Here is a 19,889-nt window from a genome sequence, read left to right on the forward strand (position 1 = left end):
TTTACTAGTTTCATTCTACCATAAAATAACCATATGTAAATAAAAAAGATTGTAATTTGTGATTTTCTTAACAAGATAAAACAAAAAAAGGAATAGGAAGTTCACCAAACTCCTATTCCTTCATTTACTTCTTAATAGACTCTTTGTTTAGTTCATTAATGATTAGTTAAATACAAGAACTCTTTCAGAATCATCCATGTATTCTTTTTCACCAGCTGGAGCTTCAATTGAACCAATCGGCATTTGACCAGTTAATTTCCAATCTGCAGAAAGATTCCATTCTTTTTGAACAGCATCATCAATTAACGGGTTGTAATGTTGTAAACTTCCGCCAATATTTTCAACAGCTAATGCTGTCCATACAGAGTGTTGAGCAATCCCAGTAGATTGTTCAGACCAGATAGGGAAGTTATCTGCATATAATGCGAATTGCTCTTGTAAAGCTTTAACAATACTTGTATCTTCAAAGAATAAAATTGTTCCGAATGCTGCACGGAAGCTATTTAATTTTTCTTTAGTTGGAGTAACATCTTGTCCTTCTGGAATAGCTTTAAGTAAAGCTTCTTCAGTAATGTCCCAAACTTTGTTGTGAGCAGCTCCAAATAATACTACTGCACGTGAAGTTTGTGAATTGAATGAAGACGGGCTTTCTTTAATCGCTTTTGCAACTAATCCAACGATATCTGATTCAGGTAAAGAAACATTTTTTCCTAAAGAATAAATTGAACGACGTTCTTCTAATAATTTTGTGAATTGATTTTCCATAATTTAAAAATTCCTCCTTTAATTAACTTACTTTATTAGTATAGCAACTTATTTTTTGTGCGTAAACCTTTTTCTTACTATTTGTTAAAATAATTACAAAAAATAAGTAAGAGGATAATCATCTCTATAAATTGATGACTATCCTTTTACTTAAATAACGGTATAGCAACTTTTTCAAGCATCTTTAGTATAATTAGTTGAAACCCATTCAACTATGATTGATTTTTCATTTGGCAATTCACCAGATAAAATAGTGGCTTCAATTTCTGTCATCAAATCTCCTAACCATTTGCCAGGTTTTCGATTTAATACTACTTGTAGATCATTGCCATCTATTTTCATGTCATTTTTACTATAAATTGGCAACTCTTGGTACAAAGTCTGAACAGTCTTAAAATTAATGGGGTATCCTAAACACTCCATAACTGTTTCAACATCTAAAGCAATTTGAAGTCCAGTTTTGTAAAGAATTTGACGATTAAACTCCTCTTTCAAGCGATGCTCTAAAGCAATCATTGCTGATTTCACCTGATTAATTTCCTTTTTTGAACATTTCCAATCTCTTAAAAAATGGTCAACCTCATCACTCGTTTTGCTCAAATGATGAATTAACAACGTCCACGCAACGATCCGGTTCTCAATCACACAATCTAGTTTAGCAAATTCTTCTAATTCTTTTTTAGAATCTTTCAGTCCTGGACAATAATAAAAGAGATTCGTTCGGATAAATAACTCAAGCCCTTGTTTTCTTCCACTTCCTAAAAGAAGCTTTACAAATTCAACTTGAATGCGTTCAACTGCTATTTTTTCAAGTAACGAATGATTTTTGTGAATCGCTGCTTCTGTTTCACTATCCATGCTAAAATTTAGTTGGCTAACAAATCTTACTCCACGCATCATACGTAAAGCATCCTCAAAAAAACGTTCTTCAGGAATACCGACTGCTTTGATCAATTTGTCTTCTAAGTCTTTCTGACCATTGAAATAGTCAATGATTTCTCCATCTCGATTCATTGCTAATGCATTAATTGTGAAATCACGGCGTTTTAAATCTTCTTTTAATGAACGAACAAATTCAACACTGTCGGGACGTCTAAAATCCTGATACGTTGATTCCGTTCTGAATGTAGTGATTTCATAGCTTGCATCTTTCCATAACACCATTACAGTTCCATGTTCGATACCAACGTCAATCGTTTTTGGGAAAATCTCTTTGATCTCATTTGGTTTTGCACTTGTGGCGATATCCACGTCATTGATTGGCTTCTTTAAAAGAGTATCTCTGACACTTCCACCTACAAAATAAGCTTCAAAACCAGCTTCTTCTATTTTATCTATAATTGGCAACGCTTGTTTAAACTGATGATCGAACAAAATCATAAAATATTTTCCAATCCATAGGCTAGTTCATTTAATGACATTACCTTTTCACAGCCTAAAGCCACACCTGTCATAAACGAAGAACGATCAAATGAATCATGGCGGATCACTAACCCTTCACCAACGCTTCCAAATTGCACTTGTTGATGAGCCACCAGACCGGGTAAACGCACACTGTGAATTTTCATGCCTTCATAGTCCGCTCCACGTGCTCCTTTGATCAATTCTTTTTCCTCAGGGTTTCCTTGTTCATGATGTCCACGCTCAGCAAAGATCATTTCAGCTGTTTTAATTGCTGTACCGCTTGGTGCATCTAATTTATTATCGTGATGCATCTCAGTTATTTCTACATCTGGGAAATACTTGGAAGCTTTAGCAGCAAACTCCATCATCAAAACCGCTCCAATAGCAAAATTAGGCGCAATTAATCCACCAAGATTTTTATCTTTCGCTAGTTGCTGAACTTCTTTAACTTCACTTTCTGTAAAACCAGTTGTCCCAACTACTGGACGGATTCCATTTTCTAAAGCAAAACACGTATGTTTGAAAGCAACGGCGGGAATAGTAAAGTCGATCCATACATCTACTTGGACTTCTTTCACCATTAGTTCTTTGTCTTGAAACACAGGTACATCTACAGTTGAAAATTCGCTCAACTCATTTAATTTTTTTTCAGAAGAATGTGGATCAAGTACGCCTACTAAAGAGAACTTTTCATTTTCTAGTACCATTTTCGTGGCTGTTAAACCCATTTTACCTTTAAAGCCTGCAACTACAATTTTAATCATTTTTATTCTTCCCTTTCAATCGGCTTTTCCACCGTAACTTCTTTATTACATTATCTATTTTATCTATGCCAAATGACTATAACACTCTTCATTTCATAGCCTATTATTCTTTAAGTCTACCAAAAAGTGAGAAGGTTGCAAGACTTGTTGCTTGTTTTTCAAAAAAAATGTATTCTTTATAAGATAAATCAAGTCAGGAGTGAAGGTATGTTAAACGAAAAAATAGCTGTAAAAGATATACTGATTATTACAATCGGCTGTGCACTTTATGCATTTGGACTAGTGTACATCAATATTGCAAACGAATTAGCTGAAGGTGGAATGACCGGTGTTTCTTTATTGTTACGTTACTGGTTTCACATTGATCCAGCTCTGTCTACATTGCTCCTAAACATTCCAACGATATTAATTGGATGGAAAATGTTAGGCAACCGTTCATTAGTTTACACTATATACGGAACAGCTATGTTGTCCTTCTTCTTATATATATGGCAACGAACTTCAATTGCTATTGATTTAGAAAACGACCTTTTTATAGCCGGTATCTTAGCTGGCTTATGTGGTGGAGTGGGTAGCGGTATGATCTATCGTTCAGGTGGAACAACTGGCGGCAGCGATATTCTTGCTCGCATTTTAGAAAAGAAAAAAGGTATTTCAATGGGAAAAACATTATTGGTTTTTGATGTTTTTATTTTAACGTTATCGTTAACTTACATAGACTTGCCTCATATGATGTATACGTTGCTTGCTTCTTATGTATTTTCTAAAATCGTTGACTTTATGCAAGATGGATCTTATGCAGCAAGAGGACTACTTATTATTTCTGAGAAAAATGATCGTATCGCTGAAACGATTATGTCAGAAATGGAACGAGGCGTAACGTTCTTCAAAGCTGAGGGTGCTTATTCAAAAGAAGAAAAAAAAGTATTGTATTGTGTTTTAGGCAGTCACGAAATTGTCATGGCTAAACGAATCATTCATGAAATTGATTCAAAAGCTTTTTATTCTCTTCTAACGGTGCATGAAGTTTTAGGAGAAGGTTTTTCATTTGACCCTAAACCAAAGCAACCAATGTTCAAAAAAAAAGCCAAACCTTAATGGTTTGGCTTTTTTTGTTCGTTTTTTAGATCCTCTTCAATTGCTTTTAATTGTTTTGACAATTGAATAAATTTTTCACGATCCTCTTTTTCTAAAGACAAATCAATTTGATGGAGTGTATTTTGTTTTCGTTCGGTTAATGAGAATGTCTCAAGTGCAAGTTCGACTTCTTCAACGAGTTGCATACTGATGGTTTCATTCCATTTGTAATAGGGATTATCTTCTAATACAGTCAGGTACTCGGCAGACTTCCAGGGATTTAAAAAAACTAGTTCAATATACATCTCTTCTTGCCAGTTTAATCGAACTTCATGGAAAGCTTGTTCTGGATCGCTAAACACTGTCCCATTTTTATAAAATAGAAATGCTTCACTGTTCATTTCGGTTGCAGACATCATCATACCCCGTGGAGTTTTATCTACAGCCTCTACAAAATGGACTTTATTTAATACTATATCATGATTTAGTAAGTAGTTTAGGATCCACATAGATTCTCTTCTCTTCAATTGGTATCGGTCCAAAAACCAGCCAATAAAAATCTTTTTAGCTTCTAAAGAAATTTGGATGTTCATGTAAAAAACCTCCTATCTTACCCTTTTTCTCATTATAACTTAATCAATTAATAGTTGCTATTTATTTCTTCTAGTATTTCTAATATTTCTGCATCTGCTGGCTCAATAAGCAAATAATCGTTTATGACGTCCTTAATAATGGTACGTTCTCCTTCTTCACGTAGAAAATAGATATAAGATTTTAAGAAATCTTTATTCTGACGAAGTGACGGATAAGCTTTTTGATAGGCCGTACTCGCTGCTGAATATTCTTCCAAACCTTCATTGGCTAAGGCTAAATTCCAATAAAACTGAGGATCGACTTCATTTTGCACGAGCATTTTTTGAATCCAATCGACTGTTTCATCAAAACGTTCTTGTTTCAGCAATAAATTCGTATACGCTAACTGCACCGTTGAATTTTCTGGAACAAGTTGAACAGCTTTTAAATAATAAGCTTCCGCTAAAGATTCATCTTCTAACTTGATAGCTATATAAGCGCCATAATAGAAAAGTTCATAATTGTATTCATCAACTCTTAATCCTTCTTTAATGATTTCAAGAGCCTTATTCAGTTCATTTTCTTCTTCAAGTCCTTTAGCTAAATAAGGATACAACGTTGTGTAGTTCGGATCTAATTCTTTTAATTTATTTAAAGCTTCAATTGAGCGACGGTATTGTTTGTCTTGTAAATATGAGAAGCCCAATTGGAATAACGTATCAACGTTCTCTTTTTCTTCCAAACTTTGCTCTAGGTATAGTATAGCTTGCTCCAAATCACCTAAAGCACTGTATGAGCTGCCACATCGAGCTGCAAGGTTGATGCCTGAAAAATCGGATAGACCTTGGTTCATCAATTCTTCATAGCCATGAATCGCTTGAGCATATTTCCCCATAGAAAAATGTAGTTCTGCTAAGGCAAAATCTATAACCGGTTCATCAGATAAGATTTTTTTCGCTGTGAGCAGCTTTTGCTCACTCACTTCATAAAGACCTTGAACTTGGTATAAATCGGCTAAAACAAGCAAAGTTTGAGGATAAACAGCACTGTCTTCTGTGACTTCTAGAAGCCAGTCCATTGCTGTATCTAATTCATTAGCTTCAATAGCTATTTCTGCTAAGCTTATTCTTAATTCATCGTCTTCAGGATAACGTTCCAGTAAGTGCAGATTTATTTTTTTTACTTCATTTAAAAAACCAAGGTGATAAAGAGAATCTGCAAGATTATACAGTTCTTCATCTGTATCTTGTTTTAAAGCTTGTTCAAAATAATTCATCGCTTCTTCTAATTGATTATTTTGAAGCGTGTCGATCATCATTTGTCCATATGACATGTCAAAAACCTCTTTCATTTTACAATCTTCTATATCTTCTATTTTAACATAAATTAGAACAAGTAGGGTCCTACCCTTTTTCTATTTATTAAAGTGTACAAAACTTATTGAACTCAACTCTAATATAAAGTAAGCTTAAAAGGTTAATATTTTCAGTCAACTACATTTTTAACAAAGGGGATAGTACTTTGCAAGAATATACTAATGAAGAGCTCATCTTACAAATGACTTCTTTAAAAAGATTGAATAAAGAACTATTGGTAGCTCTTCAAGAAACAGAACGTTTAGAATTTGAATGGACACAAAATTTAGGGCAATGGTTCTGGGATTTTACATTGAATGAAGTCACCTTTAATCCACTAAAAGCAGAAGCAATCGGATACTTAAAAGAAGACTTACCGGAAAAAGTTCCTTATCATTTTTTTACAGATAAAATTCACCCTGATGACAAAGATGAAGTGATGCAACTAATGACAGACCATCTTAAGGGAGAAATACCTACTTGGAATACAAAATACCGCATTCAAGCCAAAGATGGTTCATGGAGAGTTTACCGCGATTTCGGAAAAGTCACAGAGCGAAATGAACAAGGAGCTCCACTATTTCTTAAAGGAATTGTATTCGACATTACACAGGAAGAACAAGAACGAGATCAACTAATGATCAGAAACCAAAATTTATCCAATCAAATGAAAAAGGATACCCTCACCTCTCTATATAACAGAACAGCTGTTACAGTAGAGCTAGCAAAGCATGCAAACCATTCAAAAAAATATGACCTTCCTTTATCCGTAATGTTTTTAAAAATTGATAAGTATTCCGAATATGAGGAATTGTTTGGAGTGGTCCTAAGTGAAGAAATACTAAAAGTTACTGGTCAGATTATACAAGTAGCCATTCAAGAAAATAGACACGTTGCTGGTAGATACAGAGAATCCGTATTTTTGATTTTATTAAATGATACTCAAAAAGAAGAAGCTTATATCCTTGCTGATACAATAAGACAAACTGTTTTAGAAACCCTATTCGATGTTCCTAAGCATGTAAGCGTAAGTGTTGGTATATCCGAATTCAATAAAGAAGAAACAATCAGTGAGTTAGTTAATAGTGTATCAAAAAAATTAGTAACCGCCGTTAAAAATGGAGGAAACCAAATTATTATGTAAAAAAGTTTCATTTCGTAAATCAATTTACGAGATGAGACTTTTTATTACTTTAAAACAGCAAAAACTCCTGACTTCTCGAGTATTTTAAAAACTGTATTAATTAAATAGTTCCATTTAATATACTGGAGCTTCATCACAAGTGGGAATATTGAATTCCTGTATTAGAATGAGATAGTTTAATTTCAATTGATAGATTATCTTAACTAATATGCTAAAATAAAAAATATAAGGAGTGAGTTACTTATGGGAGACTTAGATAATAAAGATAGTAAACGGGAAATTAATGGAAAGAACACAGATCAAGCATCTTACATTGTTTTAGGCATGTCTTATGGTCTTGCATTTGGTGCTGCTTTAGGACTAGTATTTGATAATTTGGCTGTAGGAATCGCTATAGGTATTGCTATCGGAGTTGCAGTTGGTGCAGCTATGGGTAGTAAAAAATCAAAAAATAAATCAAAATAAAAGTCACCTCATTCAAGAAGTGGCTTTTTTAGTTATATTTTTTATAGTTTATGTACTTAACTGGAACACCGATTCAAAAAAATCGTTTAATATCACTCTAAAATCAGCAGGACAGCGCGTTGGGCTAGAAGGTAAGGAATTATCCTCTCACATTTTCAGACACTCTCACCTCTCCTTATTGGCCGAAAAAAACACACTCTTAAAAGCAACATGGATAGAGATAGTCATGATGATGCCGATATTACAAATCGCATTTATACACACGTCACTAGTTCGATGAAAACAAACATAATAGAACAGCTTGAAGCTAGCGGTTTATAAACAATTGCTGTTTTTCTAAGTAAAAGCACCCTATAAACAGTAAAAACCCCTGATTTCTCAGGGGTTTTAAGTACTGTATTATTTAACTGCGTCTTTAAGAGCTTTACCTGGTTTAAATGCAGGTACTTTGCTTGCAGCAATTTGGATTTCTTCCCCTGTTTGAGGGTTACGACCTTTACGTGCAGCACGATCGCGAACTTCAAAGTTACCAAAACCAATAATTTGAACTTTTTCACCTTCACTTAATGAAGTTTGAATTGATTCAAAAACAGCATCTACTGCTGAAGTTGCATCTTTTTTAGTAAGTCCTGTTGAAGTAGCAACGTTTTCGATTAATTCTGCTTTGTTAGCCATGTGTATTTCACCTCCCTCGGAAAGAAGAATTGATGCTTTATTTTTAAGCAAATAAACATCATTTAGACATTTTTGAGTGGCCCAAAAATGAATCATTGCGAAATGTAAAATTAGTATTTCTAAATGACATTTCATTTAAAAAGATATCATATAAATACTGATACTGCAATGATTTTTAGCGTTTCAGGAAATTTTCTTATGCATTTTATAAATAATGATTAAATTATTTGAAACCCCTTAAGACTTATGTTAAAATGCCAATTTTTTTTTATTTTCTTCTTCTTGTGATTAAATGAATCGGTGTTCCTTCAAAAGTAAAGGCATCACGAATGCGATTTTCTAAGAAACGAGCATAAGAGAAATGCATCATTTCGGGTTCATTCACAAATACTACAAACGTTGGCGGTTTAACAGCTACTTGAGTAGCATAATAAATACGCAATCGTTTCCCTTTATCAGTTGGAGTAGGATTCATAGCTACCGCGTCTAATATCACTTCGTTTAAAACAGCTGATTGAATACGTAAGTTTTGATTCATACTTACTCGCTCAATAATTTCAGGAAGCTTGTTTAATCGTTGTTTTGTTAAAGCGGAAACAAATATGATGGGTGCATAACTTAAGTATGCAAATTCGCTTCTAATTTGTTCTTCGAATTCTTTCATTGTGTGGTTATCTTTTTCAAGAGTATCCCATTTATTTACAACAATGATGATTCCTTTTCCGGCTTCATGAGCATATCCGGCAACTTTTTTATCTTGCTCTCTGATACCTTCTTCTGCATTCAATACACATAAGACGACATCAGAACGTTCGATTGCTCTTAGGGCTCTTAAAACACTATATCTTTCAGTGTTTTCATAAACTTTCCCTTTTTTACGCATTCCAGCAGTATCGATCATAACAAATTCAGTACCATCTTCACCTTCAAAAGCTGTATCGATAGCATCACGAGTTGTTCCTGCTACACTCGAAACAATTACTCGATCTTCTCCTAATATAGCATTCACAAGTGATGACTTCCCTACATTTGGTCTACCAATCAAGCTGAATTTTATAACAGAATCATCATACTCTTCTTCTTCCTCTTCTGGGAAGTGGTTGATTGCTGCATCCAACAAATCACCGATTCCTAAACCATGACTTCCTGAGATTGGAAAAGGTTCACCTAATCCTAAAGAATAAAAGTCAAAAATATCGTTACGCATTTCAGGATTATCTACTTTGTTAACAGCTAATAATACTGGTTTATTTGTACGATAAAGAATTTTTGCTACATTTTCATCTGCATCTGTTATGTGTTCTTTTACACTTGTAATAAAAATAATCACATCTGCTTCATCCATAGCTATTTCAGCTTGATGTTTAATCTGTTCTAAAAATGGTTCATCACCTAAATCGATCCCGCCTGTATCAATCACATTAAATTCTTTTCCTAGCCATTCTGCTGGTGCATAAATACGATCACGGGTTACTCCTGATACGTCTTCTACAATTGAGATGCGCTCTCCAACAATACGATTAAAAATAGTTGATTTTCCTACGTTAGGGCGACCAACGATGGCTACAACTGGTTTTGCCATTGTTTTTGCCTCCTTTTTTATATTCTCTTGTAAGTTTATAGAAATACCTCAAAACATGCAAGCTTTTGCTTAAGGAATAAGGCAAACTCTCATAAATCCTTTAGTTTTTCGTTACATTTTACTCAATAAATGCAAAAAAAAAGAACATGAGAACAAAAAATGCTCACATATCCTTTTTAACGATTTCATTAGTTCTCATCATCGGTTGTAATATCAGACAATTGATCGCCTAAAATATCACCTAGAGTAAACCCAGTATCTTCTTCAGGCAAGTCGTAATTGGTTTCTTCTTGACTTGCTTTCGGTTGATTCGGTTTCTCTTCTAATGCTTTAATACTTAAAGAAAGTCGTTGATCAGTTGGATTAACTTCTAGTACTTTCACTTTGATTTCGTCGCCTTCATTTAAAACTTCATGTGGAGTTGCAATATGATTGTGCGAAATTTGCGAGATGTGAACAAGTCCTTCAACTCCTGGGAAGACTTCAACAAATGCTCCAAAACTAGTTAAACGTTTAACTAGGCCATCTAGAACAGACCCTACAGCTGCACGCTCTTCAATATCATCCCATGGTCCAGGCAATGTTTCTTTAATAGAAAGAGAAATCCGTCCCTCTTCTTCGTTTACAGAAAGAATTTTCACGTTAACTTCTTCTCCGACTGTTAAGACATCGGCAGGATCTTTTACATGCTCATAAGCAATTTGTGAGATGTGGACAAGACCATCTACACCGCCAAGATCAATAAATGCTCCAAAGTTTGTTAAACGAGCGATTTTCCCTTTTACAATATCGCCTTCAACCAAATGACTAAGCAACCCTTTTTTCTTTTCTTCGTTTTCTGCTTCAACAACAGCTTTATGAGAAAGGATCAAGCGGTTTTCGCTAGGTTCAATTTCAACGATTTTGAATTTCAACGTCTGGCCTTTATAACTAGAAAAGTCTTCTACAAAATGAACATCTACCATAGAAGCAGGTACAAATCCTCTGACACCTACATCTACCACTAAACCACCTTTAACTACTTCTTTAACAGGTGCTTCAATAATGGTTCCTTCATCAAATTCTTTTTGAACTTTTTCCCAAACTTTTTTAGCATCAATACGGCGTTTTGATAATAAGTAACTACCGTTTTCTTTTTCTTTAATTTCTTTGATAACAACTAAATCTACGACATCTCCAACATTTACGATATCTGTAACGTTTTCAAATGGAGCAGCTGATAATTCATTGTTCGGAATGACACCTTCAACTCCGCCGCCAATGATGCCAACTATAGCCTGCTTATTATCTTGAATCGTTAAAATTTCACCTTTAACAATAGCTCCAATATTAATTTCTTGAACACTATTCATTGCATCCATCATTGATTCTTGTTCGTTGATCTCTTGGTTTTTTTCATTTTCCGTCATATGTTTGCCCTCCTATAACTAGCCAATAAAATGCTTTCTGTCTATATTTTAACCAATTAGTTAAATTATTGCCACCAAAACGACTGGAAAAGTAATAAAATCCTTAATTAATAAGTTTTGTTTGGATTAATTCTCTGATTTTACCCACAACTTGTTCAATAGATAAGCTAGTTGTATCCAAACGAATAGCATCTTCCGCTTGTGTAAGTGGAGAAACTTCACGGTGTGAATCTTTGTAATCTCGATCTGCTATTTCTTGCTTTAATACTTCTAGTGAAGTAGGTATACCTTTGCTTAAATTTTCTTTGTAACGTCTTTCTGCACGTTCTTCAACACTAGCAATAAGAAAAATTTTCACTTCCGCTGTTGGTAAAACGGCTGTGCCTATGTCACGTCCGTCCATAACTACTCCACCATGTGCTGCTATTTCTTGTTGTCTTTTTACTAGCTCTTTTCTAACTTCGCCATGTGCTGAAACAGCTGAAACGGCATTTGTTACATCTGTTAAACGAATAGCATCGGTTACTTCCTCACCATTAATAAACACTTTTTGATTACCTTTGTTTGGTTCAAAAGAAATAATCATTTCTTTCAACAAATGAACTAATTGTTTTTCATCTGTTACTTCGATGTTATTTTTGATTGCTTGATACGTTAGAGCACGATACATTGCTCCAGTATCGCAATAAATGTACCCTAATTCTTTCGCTAATATCTTAGCGACTGTGCTTTTTCCAGCGGAAGCCGGCCCGTCAATGGCAACTTGTATTGTTTTTTTCAATTTTTTTCCTACTTTCTTTTCATATTAAAAAGGCTAGGTTAACCCTAGCCTTCTGTCAATTATAAAAAATCCAACTCTAAAGAACGTTTACTTAACTTTCAAGACTGTTCCGACACTAACTGAATCGCCAGCTATACCATTTAATGCTTTCAGTTCATCTGTTGTCATGTTGTGATTCAAAGCAATACGGTAAAGGTTATCCCCAGGTTGTACAGTATAAGTATTGGTTGTTTCTTCTACCACTTCAGACTCTGGTTCTTCTACACTTTCAGGCTCCTCAATTACAGGCTGTTCTGCCACTTGCGATTCAGGCTCTTCTGGTGGTACAACTTCACTTTCAGATGACTCTTCTTCTATACTTTCAGATGTAATTTCTGATTCAGATTCCGACTCAGAAACCGATTCTTCTGAGCTACTTGATTCACTACTGCTATTTTGTGTTATGGTCATTCTTTCTTCCGTTTCGTTCTGTTTTTTACTACTATCGGAGTCTACATTAGACCACCAAAGATAAGCAACACTCGGTAAAATAATAATCAATAGTAAGAAAATAACCAACGATGTTATAACAGGGTGTACACTTTTCTTCGCTTTTTTCCTTGCTGTTCTAGAATATTTATCATCCACTAAACTATCGTCATCATCAAATTTACGATTCCATGCATTTTCTTTTTTAGGGTTATTTTTAGAATTTCTTTTACTCATATTTTAGTACTCCTCCTAAACTAAACTCGCTATTATTGTATCATTTTTATATAGAATTGTCCTATTATTTTCCAATTAAAAATAATGCATTCAAGGTTTCTTCCCAGTTTTTTTCATTTTGAGAACTTATTTTTTGTTTCAAATCAGATTCACCATAATAATCAGTAATCTCAAGATTGCAATTAGAACAACAACTATCTGGTTTGCTCTCTAATTTTTCCTCAAAATAATGCAAGAGAAAACGTCGTTTGCAACTAGAAGTTTCCGCATAATCGATCATGTAATACAATTGCTGCTGTTTGTATACAATTCTACTTTTTATTTGCTGCTTAGCTATTTCAATAGATAAATTAGATTTTAAATAGTTTTCTAATAGTTGCTTTTGGGAAGGACTACAACTACCTTCTGGAATCACGCCTTTTTTATACCCGTATTCCAACATCTCAACTGTCGGTAATGTATCTTCTTGCAAACGAAATTGAATCATACTGTCTCCTTTTTCGTATAGCAATAGAGCTAGACTGGGTTTTCCATCTCTGCCACATCTTCCGACTTCTTGCAAATACGCTTCGGGACTGCCGGGAAGATGATAATGAATAACAAATCGAATATTGCTTTTATTGATACCCATTCCAAATGCGCTTGTCGCACAAATAATATCAATTTCATCATGAACAAACTGCTGTTGTATTTTAATCTTATCTTCTGATTCTATATCAGAGTGGTAACTTTCTGCAACAATGGTTGTTTTAGATCGAATCAATTCAGCAATTTCATCGGCTGTTTTCTTACTAGAAAAATAGATAATTCCTGGTTTTTTCAATTTCTCAATTTGATTCATCAGGTGTTGATTCTTATCTCGGTCACAGATAATAGTAGAAAAAGCAATGTTTGAACGATCAACTGAATAAACAATTTTCTTTGTGTTTTCATCATCGATATGAAGTGACGTTAAAATTTCTTCTCGTACACGTTTTGTAGCTGTAGCGGTTAACGCCATGGTTAACGGGAAGTTTAGTTGTTTACGAACCATTCCTAAATCTAAGTAATCAGGTCTAAAATCCAATCCCCACTGAGAGATACAATGGGCTTCATCAATGGCAAAAAGACCAATTGGGACTTTTTTCAAATACGCCATCACATATTCCTGTTGAAGCATCTCAGGTGAAAGAAAAATAAATTTATACTGAGATAAATGTTTTAGAACCCATTCTTTTTCCTGTACATCCATCAAACTATTGATAGCTGCGACTCTTTTCTCACCATTCAGTTTCAACTGTTCTACTTGATCTTGCATTAATGACAGTAGAGGCGAAACAATCACTACAAGTCCATTCAAACAATAACCTGTTAATTGGTAACAAATTGATTTCCCTGTACCTGTTGGCAGCATAACTAAGGTGTGCCTTCCCTCCAAAGCTGCTAAAACAGCTTCTTTTTGTCCGTTTCTAAAAGAGGTGTACCCAAAATATTTCTCTAAATTTTGTTTGATGAGCTCTTTATTATTCATCGGCACGACTCCTTTCAACTTGGATCAATCTGTACCATGAAAAAGGAACATGTGGCATCTCTTTTTCTAATTCCTCATAGGTAATTTTTTCGTTAGACTGAAATACTGTAATTAAACGCTGATAATCGGTGTCAGGTATTACATTAGAAACATCGAAATCCGAAAAAATAATAGCTAATTCAATAACGTGTTCTGAAATAGTATTCGCCTTTAAATTCCTTTTTAGTGCAATATTTTCTATAGAAAGACCTTTGTCTAAATAATAAGCGGTCAATTTTGTACTTTGGCTTAGACTACTGTAAGGATCTCCAATACATTCTTGATAAATCAAATAAAATAAAGGATAGATTTCTTTTTTACGAACGATTTGATCCATTAATTGAATAGTAACATTTTGAAGTAAAAAAGCTATTTCTAACGCTTCAATTTTATACATAGAAGCTAATTGAGTGATCGTTTTTCCAAATTTTTCATGTCCAGTTAATTGCGATACCACTATTTCTGCAGAAAATGAATCCAAATTAGCTAACACTTGAATCCATTCTTTTCCAAAAGATAGAGCAAGTTCTTGTTTATCTAATGGTCTATTTTTCAACCAATTTTTTACCCAAAGTTGGTTTTTCCATTCCTTATCAAGAGGCAAGTAACGTTTATTTTGATAGCGCAATTCCGAAAGAACTTGGGTCAAAAACACTATTTTCTTCCAAAATTCCTTAGTAGCTTTTCCATTTAGCAATTGATTTAAACGTTGGGGATAAAAATGTTCAGAAAAATAGACCTCTACTTCTGCCTTTCCTTGTTCAGAAAGATAAAATTCCTCACTCACACCGTTTGCTTTGATCCAACCTCTAGCAATGAACTTTTGAATCATCTGATTATACTGCTCTCGTTTTAAATTAGGAAAAATTGAAAAAAACTTTGTTAATTGGTACGTATGCGCTTTGAATAAAATCGAAGCGGTTCTTTTTCCAGTTAAGATATGGTATAACGTTGAAGGCTTAATTGGATAGTCTTTTGAGTATAATGACAGACAGAAAAATTGACTGTATAACGATTGATCCAAGACATTCACCCTCATTTCAAATACTTTAACAAAAGTAACAGCAATACTGATACCTCATTAAATCTAATATACCAAAAATAACTAATTTTAGGGTATTCTTTTATAAATTTTAATAAATATTAATCAGGAGTGTATATAAGGTTAAATAAAAAAAGAAACCGCAATTTTTTGCGGTTTCTTTTTTTTATTTAAAACTGATTTTTGTCATCTGGTTACGAAGCAACCAAGTTTTTAATTTTCCAAAAAGTAAGATAAATACTGTGCTAACTATTGCTCCTTTTATTATATTAAATGGTATAACACCCATTAAAAGATACTCTCTAATAGGCCCTACACTAAAGTTTAATACTTTTAAGTATAAAGGAAGTAAAAATAAATAATTTACAACGGATAGAACAACCGTTAAAGATGCAGTTCCAATCACATTTGCAAACACAATATTTTTCGTATCATGAATTTTAGCCTTCATGATTAAATAAATTGGCAATGTGTAAGCGACAGAAGCTATGAAGCTTGCAGTATCCCCAATAGGATATCCTGCGTCACCGCCCGTTTGGATATAATGAAGTAAAGAACGTATAAACGCCACCATTACGCCTCCAACCGGACCGTATAAAAACATTCCAATCAAAACAGGTATATCACTAAAGTCTACTTTAAGAAAAGTGACTCCTGGAATTATTGGAAAACCAAATGAAATCAAAATGGTCGCAAAAGCAGCCAACATGGAGATTCCCACCATTTTTTTCGTATTACTAGTTTGCATAAAAATCCTCCTAAAAGGATTCATCAGCATAGGCATTACTGAGTCTATTTAAATAAAAACAATATAAAAATGCTCGTCCTAATTATCTTCAGATAACTAAACAGAGCACTTGAACAATGAGACCTATTCAAATAAACTCCATCTTCTTTATTCAGACTTTACTGTCGGTACTGGAATTAAACCAGTTCAACTAAATAATGCTATTTAGCTCGTGGACTATACCACCGGTCGGGAATTTCACCCTGCCCCTGAAGACGAATCTTTATATTTTTTTAACATCTTGATTGTATACCATAATAAAAGAAAAATCAATGGTTACTTACTTTTTATTCGTGAATTAATCAATATAGGGTAAATGAACAATAAAAGCAGTGTGTTCATGCACAACACTTTTCACTTCGACAAAGCCACCATGTGCTTCTATAATATTTTTAACAATGGACAAGCCGATACCCGTTCCTGTTTTATTGCCTTTCATTACAGTACGTGATTTATCAGCTTTATAAAAACGATCAAAAACATAAGGGACATCTTCTTCAGAAATTCCTGTTCCGTTATCCTTTACTTCGATTAGAACCTCATCCATGATTCTATCCAAATGAACCCAAATTTCAACTTTTTTATGTTCTTTATCAGACAAACTAGTATGTCTAATAGCATTATTGATCAAATTTACAAATACTTGATTCATTTTATCTTCATCCATATAATAAGAATCTAAATTAGGGTCAATCGTCAATTTCATTTCAATATTATTTTTTTCAGACATCGTAGCAAATCGTGTAAATAATTTATTGAAAAAGTCGTCTAACTGAACATCCAGCTTAATTAAACTTATAAAGCCAGCTTCCATTCTTGAACTATCAAGCATTTCATTAACCATACGGTTCATTCGAATAGATTCTTCACCAATTATCTTAGCCATTTCTTTTTTCTCTTCTTGCGTTTCGGCAACATCATCTAGAATAGCTTCACTGTAGCCTTGAATCATAACTAAAGGTGTTCTTAATTCATGAGAAATATTATTAATAAAATCATTTCTCATAATATCAAGACGTTTTTCTTTAGTAATGTTCTGAATAGAAACCAGTACGCCACGAACACTTTCTAAATTTTCATCAAAAAGTGGTATCAACGTTATATTGTAATAGTAATCATCAATACTATTTTCATAACTTACTTTTTCAGGAAACCTAATAACAGTATCAATTCGATATTCTAATACTTCAGGAATGACTGTTTTCATTACTTGATCTGATCTATACAAATGTTGCAGGTATTCATCTCCAAGTGGATTAGACATCAACAATGTTTTATCCTGATTGTAATACAATACTCCAGTTGAGATGGACGTCACAATATTTTCCAACAATTCTTTTTCTTGTCTAGTTGCCGCTCCGGTTACTTCCAATGATTTACCCATTTTATTCATAGCAAGCGCTAATTGAGCTAACTCATCTTTGTAATTCGATTGCGTTTGCTTTGAAAAATCATTTTTAGCATAATCATAAGCAATATCTCTTAATTGAGTTAAAGGATGGCCTAATCTGCGTTGGAAGTAATAAAACAATAAAATTCCTATCATGATATAAAGAATCAAGCTCGCAACTGACCACATCGCCATTCTATTATTGGTTTTATTTAAAAAAGATAAATCTCCATAAATGTACAGTTGACCATCTTGATTATTAAGGTTAAAATGATGAATTTTCATAATAAAAGGAGTTTCTAATTCTCCGTCAAATTTTACTTCATCCGTAATTAAAGCGTCTTTACCACTATTTAATGCAGCGTTCACTTGACTAGTGGCTGCAACTTTTTCAATAGCTTTTAATTGTTGATCCAGATCAACGTTCGAAGAATACGCTATAGGTTCATTCTCTTGTTGAATGATCAAAAAAAGGTGGGAATTAAAAGATCTTATTTTATCCAAATTTTCTATTAAAAAATTTGGATCTTCATCAGACATGGTTGCAATAGCATCCATTGAACTCTCAAAATCTTTTATATAGTTTTCTTCAATATTTTTTTTATAAATCATTCCATATACTTGAGTTGAGGTAAAAAAACAAAAACCTATAGCTAACATCGTTACTACCCAAGTACGGGTTACAAGGCTATTTAATTTAAACATATTCTAACCTACTTTTCTGATTCTTCAGGAAAAGAATTAAATTTATATCCTAGACCCCATACGGTCACAATCATTTTTGCAGCCGGTTCAGAATGCTTCGTTAATTTTTCTCTTAAGCGCTTAATATGTGTATCGACCGTTCTTAAATCACCAAAAAACTCATACTTCCATACTTCACGCAAAAGTTGCTCTCTTCCAAAAATTTGATCTGGAGATTGTGCCAGATACAACAATAAATCATATTCTTTAGGAGTTAGATTGACTGGGTTCCCATCTGCCAAGACACGATGAGATTGATCGTCTATTTCGAAATGAGGCATTTTAATTAGATCCGGGTTTGCTTTTTCTTTTGGTTTTCCACTTTGGGTTCTTTTTAGAATAGCCGATACTCTTAAAACGACTTCTCGTGGACTGAAAGGTTTTACAATATAATCATCTGCCCCAACTTCGAATCCCTCTATCCGGCTAACTTCTTCCCCTTTAGCGGTCAACATCATGATTGGAGTATTTTTAGTTTCTCGTATTTTCTCAGCTACTTGGATACCATCCATTTTAGGAAGCATCAAATCTAGCAAAATTAAATCGTAATCATTTTCTAAAGCCATCTTAACGGCATCTTCACCATTATCTGCTTCAAAAATGACATAATTTTCTCTTTCTAAATACATTTTTAATAGTCTACGAATACGATCTTCGTCATCTACTACTAATAGATGCATTGCATCATTTTCCATTATATTTCCACCTCATCATTTTCCTTTACACTTACATACAGAAATTTAGTCTGATATTAGTATACACAACATTTGTTACAAGATTCAACTAATTGACATGATTCCTTGTTAAAATATTAAAACGTTCTCAAAAGAGAGTACGTATTCTAAAAAAATAAAAAGCTAAAATGTTATTTGTCTATAAAAAAAGAGCTTGATTTTTCATTCAAGCTCTTTACTCGTTTAATTATTTTCTTCTTGAATTGCTGAATTACGCAATTGATAGATTTCAAACGTCTTTAATTCACGCCATTCGCCTGGTTGTAATCCATCCAACGTCAATGTACCATAAGATTCTCTTTTTAATTTTTCTACCGGATGTCCAATAGCTTGAAACATATTTTTCACTTGTCTATTGCGACCTTCATGTATGGTTAATTCCACCATAGTGATGTCTTTTGCTCGATCAGATGAAAGGATCTTAGCTTTAGCTGGTGCGGTTTTTTTGCCTTCAACAACGATACCTTTTTCAAGTTTATTCAGTGCTTTTCTATCAACTAAACCTTTTACTTTAGCAACATACGTTTTATCTATTTGATGCTTAGGATGCATCAATAATTGGGAAAGTTCTCCATCATTTGTTAACATCAATGCCCCGGTTGTGTCATAGTCTAATCGACCAACTGGATAAATTCGTTGTTCGATATTAGCAAATAAATCCGTTACTACAGGTCGTCCCTTATCATCTGAAACGGCTGTGATCATATTTCTAGGTTTATTTAATAAAAAATAAACTGGTTCTTCTCTATAAATTGGAACGCCGTCTACTTCTACTACATCAGAATTCCCAATTTGAATTCCCATTTCCTTAACAACTTTTCCATTTACTTTAACATGTCCTTTAGAAATAAGTTCCTCTGATTTACGACGAGAAGCTACTCCGGCATGAGCCAAAACTTTTTGCAATCTTTCCATAATTTCTCCTTCATACAACTCTATTTTTA

General features: G+C 33.6%; 19 protein-coding genes and 1 riboswitch. Of the genes, 3 read left to right on the plus strand and 16 right to left on the minus strand.

The window, feature by feature from the left end:
• Nucleotides 1–162: 162 nt before the first annotated feature.
• The 3 genes from ABS916_RS00955 to dapB all read right to left on the minus strand — a co-directional run bounded on the left by ABS916_RS00955 (nt 163) and on the right by dapB (nt 2,933).
• Nucleotides 163–765: a nitroreductase family protein gene (locus ABS916_RS00955; RefSeq protein ID WP_350450135.1), complete on the minus strand. Its 603-nt coding sequence runs from the start codon at nt 763–765 to the stop codon at nt 163–165.
• Nucleotides 766–939: 174 nt separating this feature from the next.
• Entirely contained in the window at nt 940–2,145 is a 1,206-nt protein-coding gene (locus tag ABS916_RS00960) for a CCA tRNA nucleotidyltransferase (protein WP_350450136.1), read from the minus strand.
• Nucleotides 2,142–2,933, minus strand: a complete 792-nt coding sequence (gene dapB / locus ABS916_RS00965; protein WP_350450137.1) for a 4-hydroxy-tetrahydrodipicolinate reductase — start codon at nt 2,931–2,933, stop codon at nt 2,142–2,144. Before dapB ends, ABS916_RS00960 begins: the two co-directional genes overlap by 4 nt.
• A 207-nt stretch (nt 2,934–3,140) precedes the next feature.
• On the opposite strand from dapB, the gene ABS916_RS00970 reads away from it, so the two are divergent.
• Complete coding sequence (locus ABS916_RS00970) at nt 3,141–4,031, plus strand: YitT family protein (RefSeq protein WP_350450138.1); 891 nt, start codon at nt 3,141–3,143, stop codon at nt 4,029–4,031.
• Here ABS916_RS00970 and ABS916_RS00975 read toward each other — a convergent pair.
• Together ABS916_RS00975 and ABS916_RS00980 are read right to left on the minus strand one after the other, a co-directional pair.
• Nucleotides 4,028–4,603: a ReoY family proteolytic degradation factor gene (locus ABS916_RS00975; protein WP_350450139.1), complete on the minus strand. Its 576-nt coding sequence runs from the start codon at nt 4,601–4,603 to the stop codon at nt 4,028–4,030. The genes ABS916_RS00970 and ABS916_RS00975 overlap by 4 nt on opposite strands.
• A gap of 47 nt (nt 4,604–4,650) precedes the next feature.
• Nucleotides 4,651–5,916: a tetratricopeptide repeat protein gene (locus tag ABS916_RS00980; RefSeq protein ID WP_350450140.1), complete on the minus strand. Its 1,266-nt coding sequence runs from the start codon at nt 5,914–5,916 to the stop codon at nt 4,651–4,653.
• 188 nt (nt 5,917–6,104) lie between these two features.
• Here ABS916_RS00980 and ABS916_RS00985 point away from each other — a divergent pair, with 188 nt between their 5' ends.
• Both ABS916_RS00985 and ABS916_RS00990 read left to right on the plus strand, forming a co-directional pair.
• A complete protein-coding gene (locus tag ABS916_RS00985; RefSeq protein WP_350450141.1) occupies nt 6,105–7,082 on the plus strand; it encodes a GGDEF domain-containing protein in 978 nt (325 codons plus the stop codon).
• Nucleotides 7,083–7,325: 243 nt separating this feature from the next.
• Nucleotides 7,326–7,547 carry a glycine zipper domain-containing protein gene (locus ABS916_RS00990; protein ID WP_350450142.1) on the plus strand — a complete coding sequence of 74 codons (222 nt, stop codon included), beginning with the start codon at nt 7,326–7,328 and terminating at the stop codon, nt 7,545–7,547.
• 399 nt (nt 7,548–7,946) lie between these two features.
• Here ABS916_RS00990 and hbs read toward each other — a convergent pair whose 3' ends face one another.
• The 11 genes from hbs to ABS916_RS01045 all read right to left on the minus strand — a co-directional run bounded on the left by hbs (nt 7,947) and on the right by ABS916_RS01045 (nt 19,860).
• Entirely contained in the window at nt 7,947–8,222 is a 276-nt protein-coding gene (hbs, locus tag ABS916_RS00995) for a non-specific DNA-binding protein Hbs (protein ID WP_013710665.1), read from the minus strand.
• A 268-nt stretch (nt 8,223–8,490) separates the two neighbouring features.
• On the minus strand, nt 8,491–9,804 hold the full coding sequence (gene der / locus ABS916_RS01000; RefSeq protein WP_350450143.1) for a ribosome biogenesis GTPase Der: 1,314 nt from the start codon (nt 9,802–9,804) through the stop codon (nt 8,491–8,493).
• A gap of 188 nt (nt 9,805–9,992) precedes the next feature.
• Nucleotides 9,993–11,213, minus strand: coding sequence for a 30S ribosomal protein S1 (gene rpsA, locus ABS916_RS01005; protein WP_350450144.1), 1,221 nt, complete (start codon nt 11,211–11,213; stop codon nt 9,993–9,995).
• A 103-nt stretch (nt 11,214–11,316) separates the two neighbouring features.
• Nucleotides 11,317–11,994 (minus strand): (d)CMP kinase, encoded by a 678-nt coding sequence (gene cmk / locus ABS916_RS01010; protein WP_350450145.1) that lies wholly within the window; start codon nt 11,992–11,994, stop codon nt 11,317–11,319.
• A gap of 87 nt (nt 11,995–12,081) precedes the next feature.
• Nucleotides 12,082–12,699 carry a LysM peptidoglycan-binding domain-containing protein gene (locus tag ABS916_RS01015; protein WP_035022655.1) on the minus strand — a complete coding sequence of 206 codons (618 nt, stop codon included), beginning with the start codon at nt 12,697–12,699 and terminating at the stop codon, nt 12,082–12,084.
• Between the two features lie 64 nt (nt 12,700–12,763).
• On the minus strand, nt 12,764–14,209 hold the full coding sequence (locus tag ABS916_RS01020) for a RecQ family ATP-dependent DNA helicase (RefSeq protein ID WP_350450146.1): 1,446 nt from the start codon (nt 14,207–14,209) through the stop codon (nt 12,764–12,766).
• On the minus strand, nt 14,202–15,272 hold the full coding sequence (locus ABS916_RS01025; RefSeq protein WP_350450147.1) for a YpbB family protein: 1,071 nt from the start codon (nt 15,270–15,272) through the stop codon (nt 14,202–14,204). Before ABS916_RS01025 ends, ABS916_RS01020 begins: the two co-directional genes overlap by 8 nt.
• A 184-nt stretch (nt 15,273–15,456) precedes the next feature.
• A complete protein-coding gene (locus tag ABS916_RS01030) occupies nt 15,457–16,038 on the minus strand; it encodes an ECF transporter S component (protein ID WP_350450148.1) in 582 nt (193 codons plus the stop codon).
• Between the two features lie 136 nt (nt 16,039–16,174).
• A riboswitch (FMN riboswitch) is annotated at nt 16,175–16,298 on the minus strand.
• A 77-nt stretch (nt 16,299–16,375) separates the two neighbouring features.
• Nucleotides 16,376–18,172, minus strand: a complete 1,797-nt coding sequence (locus ABS916_RS01035) for a sensor histidine kinase (RefSeq protein ID WP_350450149.1) — start codon at nt 18,170–18,172, stop codon at nt 16,376–16,378.
• An 8-nt stretch (nt 18,173–18,180) separates the two neighbouring features.
• A complete protein-coding gene (locus tag ABS916_RS01040) occupies nt 18,181–18,906 on the minus strand; it encodes a response regulator transcription factor (RefSeq protein WP_350450150.1) in 726 nt (241 codons plus the stop codon).
• Between the two features lie 222 nt (nt 18,907–19,128).
• Nucleotides 19,129–19,860: a pseudouridine synthase gene (locus tag ABS916_RS01045; protein WP_350450151.1), complete on the minus strand. Its 732-nt coding sequence runs from the start codon at nt 19,858–19,860 to the stop codon at nt 19,129–19,131.
• Nucleotides 19,861–19,889 lie beyond the last annotated feature (29 nt).

It is taken from the genome of Carnobacterium sp. (genome assembly GCF_040274945.1).
Taxonomy (GTDB): Bacteria; Bacillota; Bacilli; order Lactobacillales; family Carnobacteriaceae; genus Carnobacterium_B.

What these genes read in the sequence shown, in the direction of transcription:
- ABS916_RS00955 (WP_350450135.1), bottom strand. Translation starts at nt 765, where the DNA reads ATGGAAAATCAATTCACAAAATTATTAGAAGAACGTCGTTCAATTTAT.
- ABS916_RS00960 (WP_350450136.1), bottom strand. Translation starts at nt 2,145, where the DNA reads ATGATTTTGTTCGATCATCAGTTTAAACAAGCGTTGCCAATTATAGAT.
- dapB (WP_350450137.1), bottom strand. Translation starts at nt 2,933, where the DNA reads ATGATTAAAATTGTAGTTGCAGGCTTTAAAGGTAAAATGGGTTTAACA.
- ABS916_RS00970 (WP_350450138.1), top strand. Translation starts at nt 3,141, where the DNA reads ATGTTAAACGAAAAAATAGCTGTAAAAGATATACTGATTATTACAATC.
- ABS916_RS00975 (WP_350450139.1), bottom strand. Translation starts at nt 4,603, where the DNA reads ATGAACATCCAAATTTCTTTAGAAGCTAAAAAGATTTTTATTGGCTGG.
- ABS916_RS00980 (WP_350450140.1), bottom strand. Translation starts at nt 5,916, where the DNA reads ATGTCATATGGACAAATGATGATCGACACGCTTCAAAATAATCAATTA.
- ABS916_RS00990 (WP_350450142.1), top strand. Translation starts at nt 7,326, where the DNA reads ATGGGAGACTTAGATAATAAAGATAGTAAACGGGAAATTAATGGAAAG.
- hbs (WP_013710665.1), bottom strand. Translation starts at nt 8,222, where the DNA reads ATGGCTAACAAAGCAGAATTAATCGAAAACGTTGCTACTTCAACAGGA.
- der (WP_350450143.1), bottom strand. Translation starts at nt 9,804, where the DNA reads ATGGCAAAACCAGTTGTAGCCATCGTTGGTCGCCCTAACGTAGGAAAA.
- rpsA (WP_350450144.1), bottom strand. Translation starts at nt 11,213, where the DNA reads ATGACGGAAAATGAAAAAAACCAAGAGATCAACGAACAAGAATCAATG.
- ABS916_RS01015 (WP_035022655.1), bottom strand. Translation starts at nt 12,699, where the DNA reads ATGAGTAAAAGAAATTCTAAAAATAACCCTAAAAAAGAAAATGCATGG.
- ABS916_RS01020 (WP_350450146.1), bottom strand. Translation starts at nt 14,209, where the DNA reads ATGAATAATAAAGAGCTCATCAAACAAAATTTAGAGAAATATTTTGGG.
- ABS916_RS01030 (WP_350450148.1), bottom strand. Translation starts at nt 16,038, where the DNA reads ATGCAAACTAGTAATACGAAAAAAATGGTGGGAATCTCCATGTTGGCT.
- ABS916_RS01035 (WP_350450149.1), bottom strand. Translation starts at nt 18,172, where the DNA reads ATGTTTAAATTAAATAGCCTTGTAACCCGTACTTGGGTAGTAACGATG.
- ABS916_RS01040 (WP_350450150.1), bottom strand. Translation starts at nt 18,906, where the DNA reads ATGGAAAATGATGCAATGCATCTATTAGTAGTAGATGACGAAGATCGT.
- ABS916_RS01045 (WP_350450151.1), bottom strand. Translation starts at nt 19,860, where the DNA reads ATGGAAAGATTGCAAAAAGTTTTGGCTCATGCCGGAGTAGCTTCTCGT.